Below are 12915 nucleotides of genomic sequence, written 5' to 3' on the forward strand. Positions count from 1 at the left end.
TCCCAGGCCGACCGCCCACGCAGAAAACCAGATTCGTCGCCGCCCGGCCCGCCGCGCCGCGACTCGCTATGCACCACCACTGAACAATCTATGTCTTCCCGCCACCCTGGTCCGCCCGGCCGTGCCGCGGCGGCGATCGCCCGTGTCTCGGCGCTGATCCGCAACGAGCGCGTGCTGTCGCCGCTGCTTGCGCTCGGCATCGGCCTGTTGCTGATCGTGGTTTTCCAGCACCTGTCCGAATCCGTCGATTACCGCTCGGTGATCCGCCAGCTGCGCCACATGGCGATCGGCGAATGGGGCGCGTCGCTCGCCGCGACGGCGCTCAGCTATCTCGCGCTCGTCGCCCGCGATGCGGTCGGCCTGCGTTACGTCGCCGCGAAAGTGCCGCGCGCCGCGCTGTGGATCGGCGCGATCGCCGGCTCCGCGCTCGGTAACGCGACCGGCTTCGGCGCGCTCACGGGCGGCGCGGTTCGCGCCCGCGTGTACGGCGTGTCGGGCGTCACGCCCGCACAGATCGGCCGGATGACCGTGTTTACCAGCGGCACGCTCGCGCTCGCGCTGGTGCTGATGACGGCAGTCGGCATGGTCTGCGTGCCGCAGACGCTCGCCGCGATGCTGCACGTCGCGCCCGGCGTGCTCACGTGGAGCGGCGCCGCGCTGCTGGTCTTGCTGGCCGTGATGGTCGCGATGTGCGGCAACACCGCGCGCCCGGTCGTCACGCGCTTCAAATGGCTGGCGTTCGACGTGCCCGCGCGGCGCGACCTCGTCGCGCAGGTGGTCTACGCGGTGATGGACGTCGTGGCCGCGGGCCTGACGCTGTGGGTATTGCTGCCCGCGGCGCCGGTCGGCTTTCCGACCTTCATTACCGTCTATGCGGCCGCGCTGCTGCTCGGGATGATCGGCCATACGCCGGGCGGGATCGGCGTGTTCGAAGCCGCGATGGTCTTCACGCTGGGCCGCGAAGTGCCCGCGCATGCGATGGTCGCCGCGCTGATCGCGTACCGCGCGATCTACTTCGGCGTGCCGCTCGTGCTGTCGGCCGGCTTGCTGGCCGCTTTCGAAGGGCGTGCGCTGCGGCGCCGGCTCGTGTCGCGGCAGGCCGCGCGCGTGTCGCAACTGGCGCCGCTGTTCCTGAGCCTCGTGACGTTCGCGGTCGGCGGGATGCTCGTGATCTCGAGCGCGACGCCCGCGTTCTGGCACCGGATCGCGATCCTGCGCAACATCGTGCCGCTGTGGGTGCTCGAAGGCTCTCAGGTGATCTGCAGCGTGCTGGGCGTCGCACTGCTGTTCGTCGCGCGCGGGCTGCTGCGCCGCCTGGACGGCGCATGGTGGATGACCTTCGCGCTGACGCTCGCGAGCCTCGCGCTGTCGCTGGCGAAGGGCCTCGCGTTCGTCGAAGCCGGCGTGCTCGGCACGCTGCTGGTGCTGCTGCTCGTCAGCCGCCGCCGTTTCAACCGTCATTCGTCGCTGCTCGCCGAGCGCTTCACGGTGAGCTGGTTCGTGTCGGTGACGATGGTGCTGGTCCTCGCGGTGTGGGTGCTGTGTTTCGCGTTCCGCGACGTGCCGTACACGCGCGATCTCTGGTCGCATTTCTCGTTCGACGCCCGCGCGCCGCGCGCACTGCGTGCGACGCTCGCCGCCGGCGTGTTCGTCGCGATGTTCGCGCTGTGGCAACTGCTGCGCCCCGCGCCGGGCCGGTTCGTGAAGCCCGTCGCGCAGGACCTGCTCGACGCCGAGCAGATCATCCGCGCGCAGGAATGCAGCGATGCGGGCCTCGCGCTGATGGGTGACAAGTCGTTCCTGTTTTCCGAGTCGCGCCGCGCGTTCCTGATGTATGCGAAATACGGCCGCACGTGGGCCGCACTGCACGACCCGGTCGGCCCGCGTGACGAATGGCCGGCCCTGATCGGCAAGTTCATCGCGCTCGCGCATGCGCACAGCGGTCGCGCCGCGTTCTACCAGGTGCGCGCGAACGCGCTGCCGCTGTATCTCGACGCGGGGCTCACGCTGATGAAGCTCGGCGAGGAAGCGCACATCGCGCTCGACCGGTTCGACCTGAAGGGCTCGAATCGTTCGCACCTGCGCTATGCGCTGCGTCGCGGCGACAAGGACGCGCTGACCGTCGAGGTGATCGCGCCGTCCGACGTGCCGGCTGCGCTGCCGGCGCTGCGCGACATCTCCGACGGCTGGCTCGACAGCCGCGACGCGCGCGAGAAGAGCTTCTCGGTGGCCGCGTTCCACGACGGCTATCTCGCGACGCAGTCGGTGATGCTCGTGCGCCAGGCCGACAAGCCGATTGCGTTCGTCACGTTCATGACGACCGACCTGAACACCGAGGCCACCGTCGGTGTGATGCGCCATCTGCCGGAAGCGTCGCCGTACGCGATGGAGTATCTGTTCACGCAGCTCGCGCTGCATCTGAAGGAAGCGGGTTTCCGCAAGCTGAGCCTGGGCATCGCGCCGTTCTCGGGGATGGGGGCGGCGAAGATGCCGTCGCCGTGGCACCGGCTCGGCCTGATGGTCTGGCGCTTCGGCGGCCGCTTCTACAACTTCCGTGGCTTGCGTGCATTCAAGAGCAAGTTCGAGCCGCACTGGGAGCCGCGCTATCTCGCGGCCTCGGGCTCGGTCGGCGTGTTCGTCACGCTCGCGGATCTGTCCCTGCTGGCTGGAGGTCGGCGTTCATGATGTTGAAGAAGATTATCGCGCAGGCGGCACTCGTCTGCGCGGGGATGATGCTGGCCGGCGCCGCGTGCGCAGCGCAGCCGGCCGCAATGAAGGCGCAAACCGTGTCCGGCGGCCGCTACGGGCCCGTGACCGTGACGAAGCCGAACGGGCCGCTGCGCGGCTTCGTCGTGTTGTTCTCGCGTGAAGCCGGCTGGAATGCGGCCGATCAGCAGGCCGCCGACGCGCTCGCGAAAGTGGGTGCGATGACGGTCGGCGTGGATTCGGAGCGCTATGCGGCGAACCTCGCCGCGAAGCAGGAAACCTGTCATCACCTTGACGGCGACGCCGAAGCGGTCAGCCACCAGCTCGAACGTCTCGCGCAGTCGTCGCGTTACTACACGCCGATCGTGGCGGGCGTGGGCCAGGGCGGCGCGATCGCGAAGCAGATCCTGTCGATGGCGCCGGAAAACACGATTGCCGGCGTCGTGTCGGTTGACCCGTCCGTGAAGCTCGATGCGCGCTTCAAGCCGTGCCCGCCCGATTCGACGATCGTGCGCCGCGCGATGCCGGGCTTCGTCGAAACGGCCGCGGCAGGCGACACCACGAAGCTCGTGTCGCTCGTTACCGCGCACCTGCACGACACCAGCGCGAGCGACGAACTCGACGTGTCGGACCTGCCGCTCGTCGAGCTGCCGGCCAAGGGCGGCAGCGACCGGCTCGCGATCGTGATCTCGGGCGACGGCGGCTGGCGCGATCTCGACAAGACGATCGCCGAGGCGCTGCAGCGCGACGGCGTGTCAGTGGTCGGCATCGACAGCCTGCGCTACTTCTGGAGCGAGCGGCCGCCCGCACAGGTGAGCCGCGACCTGGCGCGCGTGATGCGCACCTACATGGCGCGCTGGCATGCGGACCGGGTGGCGCTGGTCGGCTACTCGTTCGGCGCCGACGTGATGCCGTTCGCATACAACCGGTTGCCGGCCGACCTGCGCGACAAAGTCTCGGTGATGTCGCTGCTCGGCTTCGCACCGGCGGCCGATTTCCAGATCCGCGTGACGGGCTGGCTCGGGATGCCCGCGAGCGACAAGGCGCTGAAGGTCGCGCCGGAAATGGCGAAAGTGCCGCCGCAGCTCGTGCAGTGTTTCTACGGCGCGGAAGAGAAGGACACGATGTGCCCGGCGCTCGTGAACACCGGCGTCGACGTGATCAAGACGGGGGGCGACCACCACTTCGGCCACGACTACATCGCGCTCGAGAAGAAGATTCTTGGCGCGTTCGGCAAGCCGGTGGCTGCGCGCTGAACGCCGGCGCCCGCTTCGCGGCGGGCGCGGTGCATGAGGTTCATCGAACGGGCGGCCTGCGGGCCGCCCGTTGTCCTATGTCGTGGCGTCCTGCCGCGGCACCGTTCCTCTCGCGTCGCGCTGATAGAAGCCCGGAAACCGGTCGAGTTGCCGGCGCGCGGCCGCGATGTCGGTGTCGCCGCCGAGCACCGCGCTCGAAAACCCGGTGCGCTCCATCAGCAGCAGCTGGTCGATCAGCACGTCGCCCGTCGCGCGCAGGTCGCCGGTGAAGCCGAAGCGCTTGCGCAGCAGGTACGCCTGACTGTAAGCGCGGCCGTCGGTGAAGGACGGGAAATGCAGGTCGATGCGCGCGGCCTGCGCGATTCGTGCGGCGAGCGGCGGCAGTTCCTCGTCGTTGCCGATCGTCAGGACGTTCGGCGTCGCGGTGTCGGGCATGTCCGTGTCGCCGGCGTGCTCGGCAGGCGTTAGCAGCCGGATGCGGGCGTTCGCGTCGTGGTCGTCGGTCGGTTTCATGCGTGCTCCGTCTGGTGACGCGCGTCGTTCGCGGCCGCCTTGAAGGGTTCCGCGCCGATGCGGCGCACCGTGTCGATGAATGGCTCGGCGTGACCGTCGGCGTCGAGCCGGGCATCGAGATACGCGTTGACGAGCGCATCCACGACATCGACGATTTCTTCCGCCGAAAACGACGGGCCGATCACCTTGCCCGGCCGCGCAGGGCCGCTCGCGCTCGAGCCGTCCGAGCCGCCGAGCGTCACCTGGTACCACTCGGCGCCGTCCTTGTCGACGCCGAGAATGCCGATGTGCCCGCTGTGATGGTGGCCGCACGAGTTGATGCAGCCGCTGATGTGCAGGTCGATGTCGCCGACGTCATGCAGCGTGTCGAGATCCTGGAACCGTTCGGCGATCGCATCGGCGATCGGGATCGAGCGGGCGTTCGCGAGCGCGCAGAAGTCGCCGCCGGGGCACGCGATCATGTCGGTCAGCAGTCCGACGTTCGCACTGGCCAGACCGACGGCGCGCGCGTGCTCCCACAGCAGGAACAGGTCGTCGACGTGCACCCACGGCAGCACTGCGTTCTGCGCATGCGTGACGCGCGCCTCGCCGGCCGAGAAGCGCTCGGCGAGGTCGGCGAGCGCGTCGAGCTGCTCCGGCGACGCGTCGCCGGGCGCTTGCACGCGGCGCTTGAACGACAGCGTGACGATGCGCAGCGCCGGGTCGCGGTGCGCGGCCACATTGCGCGCGAGCCAGCGCGCGAACGCCGGATGGCGAGTGGCGTGCGCGGCCATGCGCGTGTCGGCGTCCTTCAGGTCGAGCGTGCGCGGCTTGAGGCGCGGCGGCACGAAAGACGCCGCGATCCGCTCGAACTCGGCCTGCGGGATCGTGTGCGGGCCGCCGTCGAGCTCGACGATCTGGCGGAACTCTTCCTCGACGTCGTCGATATAGCGCTGCCCCTCGGTCTTCACGAGGATCTTGATGCGCGCCTTGTACTTGTTGTCGCGCCGTCCGTAGCGGTTATACACGCGCACGATCGCCTCGATGTAGTTCATCACGTGCTGCCACGGCAGGAACGTGCGCAGCAGCGTCGCGATCATCGGCGTGCGTCCCATGCCGCCGCCGACGCTCACGCGGAAACCGAGTTCGCCCGCGTCGTTGCGCACGAGCTTCAGCCCGACGTCGTGCCAGTCGGTGGCCGCGCGGTCTTCGGTTGCGCCCGTGATCGCGATCTTGAACTTGCGCGGCAGGAACGCGAATTCCGGATGCAGCGTCGTCCACTGGCGCATCACCTCGGCGTACGGCCGCGGATCGGCGATCTCGTCCGGCGCGACGCCCGCGCGTTCGTCGCACGAGATATTGCGGATGCAGTTGCCGCTCGTCTGGATCCCGTGCATGTCGACGGTCGCGAGCAGGTCCATCACGTCAGCGGCCTTCGCGAGCGGAATCCAGTTGAATTGCACGTTGGTACGGGTCGTGAAGTGGGCGTTGCGGGTCGGCAGGCGCAGCGTGCCGAGCAGCGCCTGCGCGTCGCAGGCGGCGCGATAGGTGGCGTCGTCGGGCACGTCGTAGTCGCGTGCGATCCGCGCGAGCACGCGCAGCTGTGCGCTCGACAGTTCGCCGTACGGCACGGCGACGCGCAGCATCGGCGCATGGCGCTGCACGTACCAGCCGTTCTGCAGCCGCAACGGCCGGAACGCGTCCTCGCTCAGCGTGCCGTGCTGCCAGCGTTCGAGCTGGTCGCGGAACTGGGCGGCGCGGCTGTGCACGAGCGCCCGGTCGAAATCGGTATATCGGTACATGACGTGATACGCGAGATGAGCGGCGGCGCACGGGGCGTGCGCCACTCGACAGGGAAGGTTGCGACGGTTGTCGGGCAACCGGAGACAGCGTAGGGAACGCCGGGCGGCGGGACAAGCAGCAGATCGGGACGAAAAGGGCGCAGCAGATTGGCCGGCGCAAACGGGCGAGCATGCCCGCGGCGGGTTCAGGCGTCGACGACGAGTGCCGGATCGAGCGCGCGGATGCGTTGGTCGATGAAGTAGCCGCCGCCTTCCTGGTAACGCAGGTACAGCCGGCCGCACGATACGCAGCGGCTGACGTTGCAGCGGTTGTACGGGAAATGACGCAGCGCGATCGGCGCGTCGTCCGACGCATAGCGCGTGCCGGCGGGATGATATTCGTCGTAGACCGGCTCGGCCTCGCCGGGCGGCGCGAGCGTGGCCACTTCGGTCAGTTGCGAGTCCGGCAGCGACAGCGGCAGGGTGGTCCAGCCGGCGAGCGATGTTTTCGTGCACGTGCACGGCTGCGTGACGTGTGCCGCTTCGGCCGCCAGTTTCAGCAACGCGTCGCGATCGAGGTAGGGCAGTTGGCTCATGGGAAATCGTGAAGGAGCGGCGGGATCCGCAATGTAACCCGCGCGCGGCTTCGCTGCAGGGACGTGATGCCGGCGGCGCGCAGCTTGCGCACGATGCGCGATCAGCCCGGCTTGCGCACCGTCGGTTCGGCGACCAGCTCACCGAGCACGCGGATCGCGCGTTCGAGGTCGCGGCTCCACGGATGGCCGAAGTTCACGCGCACGCAGCGCTCGAACCCGTGCGCGGCGGAGAAGAGCGGCCCCGGTGCGAAGCTGATGCCGCGCGCGATCGCCTCGCGGTGCAGCGCCATCGCGTCGATCGCGTCGGGAAAAGACAGCCACAGGAAATACCCGCCGTCCGGCCGCACCCATTCGACGCCCGCCGGCAGCCAGCGCCGCAGCGCGTCGTCCATGCGTGCGAGCTGCGTTTGCAGCGCGCCGCGCAGCTTGCGCAGGTGGCGGTCGTAGCCGCCGTGCTCCAGGTAGTTCGCGATGCCGGCCTGCGCGGGAATGCTCGCCGACAGCGTCGTCATGAGCTTGAGCCGCTGCACCTTTTCCGCGAAACGGCCGGCGGCAGCCCAGCCGATCCGGTAGCCGGGCGCGAGCGTCTTCGAGAACGAACTGCAGTGCATCACGAGCCCGTGGCGGTCGAACGCGCGCGCGGGCAACGGGTAGTCGGGGCCGTAATGGAGTTCGCCGTACACGTCGTCCTCGATCAGCGGCACGCCGCGCGCGGCCAGCATGTCCACCAGCGTGCGCTTCTTGTCGACGGAGAGCGTGACGCCGGTCGGATTCTGGAAATTGGTCATGAACCAGCACGCGCGGATGTCGTGTCGCTCGAGGGCGTTTGCGAGCGCGTCGAGATCGAGGCCCGTGCGCGGATCGACGGGAATCTCGACCGCGCGCAGGTCGAGCCGTTCGATCGCCTGCAGCGCCGCGTAGAAGCCGGGCGATTCGACGGCCACGACGTCGCCCGGCCGCGTGACGGCCATCAGGCACAGGTTCAGCGCTTCGAGTGCGCCGTTCGTGACGACGATCTCGTCGACGGGCTGCGCGACGCCGGTCGCGAGATAGCGTCGCGCGATCTGCTGGCGCAACGCCTCGTTGCCGGGCGGCAGGTCGACGACGGTGCTCCACGGGCTCACGAGCCGCGTCGCCTGTGCGAGCGATTTCGCGAGGCGCGGCAGCGGAAACAGCTGTGGCGACGGGAACGCGGAACCGAGCGGCACGATGCCGGGCTGCGTGGCGGCATCGAGCACCGAGAACACGAGATCGCTGATGTCGACCTTGCGCGTGGCGCCGGCGCGGGTCGCGCGGCGTTTCGCGGGTGGGGTCGCGTCGGGGACGGCGCCCGGCGCGACGTAGTAGCCGGAGCGTTCCCGTGCGCGGATCAGCCCCCACTGCTCGAGCAGGTAGTACGCGCGGAACACGGTCGACTGGCTCACGCCATGCTGCGCGATGATCTGCCGCAACGACGGCAGGCGCGTGCCGACCGCGAGGTTGCCGTTGCGGATTTCGTCGGCGATCGTATGGGCTAGGGTTTCGTAGCGTTTCATCGGCGCGGGCGGGAACACGTCGCCGCCGCGCGCGGGCCGGTGCGGCGCCGCGCCGGCGGGCGCGGGTCATTGTCCGACGAGCGGCCCGAAAAGGAAAGCGCGACGGCCGCGATCACGCGTGCTTGCGCGGCACGTCAGGTACTTCCCGCGCTTTCGACGCCTGCGCGGCATCAGGCCGCGTTCGGCTCCGCGTTGCGTCCGTTCGCGCCGTGACGGAGCGGCGGCAGCGGTTCGACCTTGCCGACGACGAACAGGTACGACAGCGCGCCGACCACGCACAGTGCGCCGGCAACCGCGAGCGGCACGACGAACGAGCCCTTCGTGATCGACGGGATCTCGGCCGCTTCGCCGCCGCCCAGCATCAACCGCACGCCGACGAACTGCGCGAGTCCGCGCGGCGCCGGTTGCGACGGTAAACACCGACCGCGTCGAATGGCTTGACTCTCGCTTGTAGGCCGAACATACAATGGCCCGATGCAACGACTCCGGGCGTTCAAGTTCGAACTGACGCCAAACGGCGAGCAGCAGTGCAATATGTGCGGCTTCGCCGGGGCATGCCGTTTCGTTTTCAACAAGGCGCTGGCGTTGCAGAAGGAGAACTACGAGACGGACGACAAGTTCATCGGGTATGTCACGATGGCAAAGCACCTGACGGCATGGCGTAACGGCACGGAAACGCCTTGGCTCAAAGATGCCCCGGTGCATCCGCTCCAACACGCGCTCAAGGATCTGGAGCGAGCGTACAAGAACTTCTTCGCCAAGCGTGCGGCTTTCCCGCGCTTTAAGAAGAAGGGGCATGGCGACAGCTTCCGCTACCCGGACTCGAAGCAGATCAAGCTCGATCAGGTCGGCAACCGCATCTTTCTGCCCAAGCTTGGCTGGCTCCGTTATCGCAACAGCCGGGATGTGTTGGGCGAAGTACGTAATGCAACCGTGTCGCGACACGCAGGCAAATGGTTCGTGTCGATTCAGACCTCGCGTGAAGTCGCGCAACCGGTGCCACAGGCCACCAGCGCGATCGGCATCGACCTGGGCATCGCACGGTTTGCCACGCTGAGCGACGGAAGCTTTCTCGCGCCGCTCAACAGCTTCAAGCGGCACAAGGCCAGGCTGCGTCGTGCGCAGCGGGCAATGAGCCGAAAGGTCAAGTTCAGCCGCAACTGGAAGAAGGCAAAGGCGCGCATCCAGCGTATCCATGCCCGCATCGGCAACGCTCGCCGCGACTACCTGCACAAAGCTACGACCACGATCAGCCAAAACCACGCGATGGTGTGCATCGAGGACTTGCAGGTGCGCAATATGTCGAGATCGGCGGCCGGCAATTCCGATGCCCCGGGCAGAAACGTTCAGGCCAAGTCCGGTCTCAACAAAGCCATCCTCGATCAGGGTTGGTTCGAATTTCGTCGTCAACTGGACTACAAGCTGGCGTGGCATGGCGGTTGGCTCGTCGCAGTGCCTGCGGCGAATACGAGTCGGACGTGCCCGGCCTGCGAATATGTGAGTATCGAGAACCGGCAGACGCAGGCCGTATTTCGCTGTGTCGGGTGCGGGCATGAGGACCATGCCGATGTGGTCGGTGCGATCAACATACTGGCGCGGGGACACCGCGTTGCAGCCTGTGGAGAGTCGGTGCAGTCGGGCCGCTCCGTGAAGCAGGAACCCGCCGATCCGATCTGAAATAAGCATCCTCGCTTCAGACGCGGTAGGAATCCATCGCCTTCAGGCGGCGGAGGATGTCAAGACGTTGGCCAGGAAGCACATCAGGATCATGGTCCATCGGATGCGTGGCATGGAAGTCTCCACGCGGAATGTCGTGACGGGCGACCGGCGATCCGCTGGGCCGGCTGCCTCGGGAGGGGCGGTTTATCGCGCCGCTTGCGTTTGCACGGGCGCCTCGACGTCGTTCTGCGAGCCCGAGCACAGCGTCAGCCCGTTCGCGGGCGTGTCGACGATGCACAGGATCCGCGCGAGATCGTCGCGGTTCTTCACGATGCCGGGCAGCCCGAAGTTCCGGCGATGCGCGCGCACCTGTCGCGCGTGATTGCCGAGTTCACCCAGGCCTGGCGCTAGCCCGGGGGTTCGCCGTCCCGGGAAGCCGTTTGTCGTCCGGATGTCGGGCCGCGGAAGGCGGGCGCTTCATCGGCGTGCCCGGCGCGCGTGTCAGGTCCCCTCGAACAGCGCGACATTGGCGTCGTACGCACGCTGCTGCCGCGCGTAGGCGTCGTCGAGGTGCTCGTGCAGCGCGCGCTCGGCCGCGTCGGCATCGTGACATTCGAGCGCGTCGAGCAGCTTTTGGTGTTGCGCGAGCGTGACTTCGCCGACGACCGGGTCGCGCACGGTCACGTGCCGCACGCGATCGATCGGTGCGCGCACGAACTCGACGAGCTGCTGCACACGCGGCAGCCGTGCGGCCGCGCTGACGGTCGCATGGAACGCGTTGTCGCAGGCGATCGCGGCGACCGCGTTGCCGCGCGCGATTGCGCGCCGGTGGGCTTCCTGGATGTCGTGCAGCTGCTCGAGCTCGCGCGCGCTGATGACCTCGGCCGCGCGGCGGATGGCGGCGGTTTCCAGCACCTTGCGGATCAATGCGCTCTCGGCGAACTGTTCGCGTTTCACCGGCGCGACGAAGGTGCCCGACTGCGCGGCAATCAATACGAGCTCCTCGCGCGCAAGCTGCAGCAGCGCCTCGCGCACGGGCGTGCGCGACACGCCGAGCGCGTCGGCGATCGCGCGCTCATAGATCACGTCGTTCGGGTGCAGCGTCATCGTCACGATCGCGTCGCGCAACAGCGCGTGAATCTGCGCGGACAGCGCCTGCGAGCGGTCCAGCGCGAAGTCCGCGGGGATCAGGCGGGCGATGAAAGTGTCCTGGACGGTGGGTTCTGACTTCATAAATCGGCAAGAGGGTGGCAGGTAGCCGGCACGCGGTCGCGTCGCACTCCGGTGCGGGCCGGCGCGGGCCGGTCGATCAGTATATTAGTGCACGAATCATTTCCGGGATGTCGCGCCGCAAATCAGCCGCTCGGCTCGAACCGGTCAGCGGGTTTACCCCGGTGACGCCGCCCGAGTGCATCTCTATAATGGCCAACTAATATATTAGTTGGCCATCGCGAAGGAAAAAGCGGGCCGACGATCATCCCCACTGGAGACAGGCATGCATATCGAAGACTCAGCCGGACCCCGCCAGACGGTCCATGCCCCGGCCGCCGCGCCGACTGCCGTGCGCTGGCGGATTTTCTGGCTGCTGCTGTTGCTGTCGTCGATCAATTACATCGATCGCGCGTCGCTGTCGGTCGCGCTGCCGATCATCTCGACCGAATTCAGCCTGTCGCCGGCGATGGAGGGCGTGCTGCTGAGCGCGTTCTTCTGGACCTACGCGCTGATGCAGATTCCGAGCGGGCTGCTGGTCGACCGCTTCAAGGCGCGCACGATCGTCGGCCTTGCCACGATCGCGTGGGGGGCGTGCCAGGCCGTCGCGGCCGTCTGCTTCAGCTGGGTGCCGCTGCTGCTGACGCGGCTCGGGCTCGGCATCGCCGAGTCGCCGATCATGCCGGCCGGCGCGAAGCTCGCGGGCACGTGGCTCACGCCGTCCGAGCGCGGCCGCGGCGCGGCGCTGCTCGACGGCGGCGCGCCGCTCGGCTCGGCCTGCGGCGCGATCATCATCACCGCGCTGATCGCGGGCCTCGGTTCGTGGCGGCTGGCGTTCGTCGTCGCGGGCGTGGGCACGATCGTGGTCGGCATCGGCGCGTGGTGGTACATCCGCAATCATCCGTCCGAACATGCTGGCGTGAATGCGGCCGAACTGGAGCACGTGAGCGCGCATGCGGCCGCGGCGGGCACCGGCGAGCCGAAGGCGCGCGTGCCGTTCCGCGAACTGCTGCGCGACCGTTCCGTGCTGTTCATGTTCGCGAGCTGGGCCTGCTACAACAGCGTGTTCTACGGGTTGATGACGTGGATGCCGAGCTACCTGCACAAGGCGCACGGCTTCGACCTGAAGCAGATGGGCGGCGCGACTTTCATCATCTTCATGTGCGGCTTCGTCGGCGAGTTGTTCGGCGGCTGGGTTGCCGACAAGTGGCGCGCGGCCGGCGGCGCACCGAACCGCGTGATGCGCTCGATGTTCTCGGTCGCGGGCTTCGCGTCCGCCGCGGCGATTCTCGCCGTGAGCTTCGCGACGGGGCTCGTCAGCGTCGTCGTGCTGCTGTCGATCGCGTTGTTCTTCATCCGCTGGTGCGGGATGTTCTGGGGCGTGCCCGCGACGCTCGGCGGCCAGTCCCGCGCGGGCCTGCTGGCCGGTGCGATGAACTTCGGCGGCAACATCGTCGGCGTCATCGTGCCGATCCTGATCGGCCTCATCGTGCAATTCACCGGCACCTATTTCCTCGCGCTGATGTTCTTCGTCGTGGCCGCGTTCGGCCTGGCAGTTTGCGCGAGCCTCATCGACTATCGCGATCGCGGCCTCGACTGATGCCCGTCGCCTGATCCAACCGGAAACCACCATGTCGTCCCTTTCCATCGAAACCCGGCCGGCGCCCGCCGCGCCGCGCGC

9 protein-coding genes and 2 pseudogenes are annotated in these 12915 nt (G+C 68.2%); 4 read left to right on the forward strand and 7 right to left on the reverse strand.

The features are described from left to right. Positions 1-90 precede the first annotated feature (90 nt). Positions 91-2685: a bifunctional lysylphosphatidylglycerol flippase/synthetase MprF gene (mprF, locus tag J7024_RS29720; protein WP_124825308.1), complete on the forward strand. Its 2595-nt coding sequence runs from the start codon at positions 91-93 to the stop codon at positions 2683-2685. Continuing rightward, positions 2682-3962: a virulence factor family protein gene (locus J7024_RS29725; RefSeq protein WP_175769924.1), complete on the forward strand. Its 1281-nt coding sequence runs from the start codon at positions 2682-2684 to the stop codon at positions 3960-3962. Before mprF ends, J7024_RS29725 begins: the two co-directional genes overlap by 4 nt. A gap of 75 nt (positions 3963-4037) precedes the next feature. Here J7024_RS29725 and J7024_RS29730 read toward each other — a convergent pair whose 3' ends face one another. The 5 genes and pseudogenes from J7024_RS29730 to J7024_RS29750 form a co-directional block, all read right to left on the reverse strand. Further along, positions 4038-4475 (reverse strand): DUF934 domain-containing protein, encoded by a 438-nt coding sequence (locus tag J7024_RS29730; protein WP_175750454.1) that lies wholly within the window; start codon positions 4473-4475, stop codon positions 4038-4040. After that, a complete protein-coding gene (locus tag J7024_RS29735; protein ID WP_175769925.1) occupies positions 4472-6256 on the reverse strand; it encodes a nitrite/sulfite reductase in 1785 nt (594 codons plus the stop codon). The genes J7024_RS29730 and J7024_RS29735 overlap by 4 nt, the downstream gene beginning before the upstream one ends. 185 nt (positions 6257-6441) lie before the next feature. Continuing rightward, the gene (locus tag J7024_RS29740) at positions 6442-6831 is read right to left on the reverse strand and encodes a hypothetical protein (RefSeq protein ID WP_175750455.1); all 390 of its coding nucleotides are present in this window, start codon (positions 6829-6831) and stop codon (positions 6442-6444) included. Positions 6832-6932: 101 nt separating this feature from the next. Then, positions 6933-8366 carry an aminotransferase-like domain-containing protein gene (locus J7024_RS29745; protein WP_124825303.1) on the reverse strand — a complete coding sequence of 478 codons (1434 nt, stop codon included), beginning with the start codon at positions 8364-8366 and terminating at the stop codon, positions 6933-6935. A 170-nt stretch (positions 8367-8536) separates the two neighbouring features. Continuing rightward, positions 8537-8695: pseudogene (locus J7024_RS29750) on the reverse strand (MFS transporter); the annotation flags it as partial. A gap of 145 nt (positions 8696-8840) precedes the next feature. Between J7024_RS29750 and J7024_RS29755 the strand changes: the two are divergent. Further along, entirely contained in the window at positions 8841-10043 is a 1203-nt protein-coding gene (locus J7024_RS29755; RefSeq protein WP_124825302.1) for an RNA-guided endonuclease InsQ/TnpB family protein, read from the forward strand. 204 nt (positions 10044-10247) lie between these two features. On the opposite strand, the pseudogene J7024_RS29760 reads toward J7024_RS29755, so the two are convergent. Beyond that, a pseudogene (locus J7024_RS29760) lies at positions 10248-10373 on the reverse strand (mannonate dehydratase); the annotation flags it as partial. A 153-nt stretch (positions 10374-10526) separates the two neighbouring features. Then, positions 10527-11258 carry a GntR family transcriptional regulator gene (locus tag J7024_RS29765; RefSeq protein WP_124825301.1) on the reverse strand — a complete coding sequence of 244 codons (732 nt, stop codon included), beginning with the start codon at positions 11256-11258 and terminating at the stop codon, positions 10527-10529. Positions 11259-11520: 262 nt separating this feature from the next. On the opposite strand from J7024_RS29765, the gene J7024_RS29770 reads away from it, so the two are divergent. Continuing rightward, positions 11521-12834 carry an MFS transporter gene (locus J7024_RS29770; protein WP_124825300.1) on the forward strand — a complete coding sequence of 438 codons (1314 nt, stop codon included), beginning with the start codon at positions 11521-11523 and terminating at the stop codon, positions 12832-12834. Positions 12835-12915: the final 81 nt, after the last annotated feature.

Source organism: Burkholderia sp. WTPI3 (genome assembly GCF_021483755.1).
Lineage (GTDB): Bacteria > Pseudomonadota > Gammaproteobacteria > Burkholderiales > Burkholderiaceae > Burkholderia.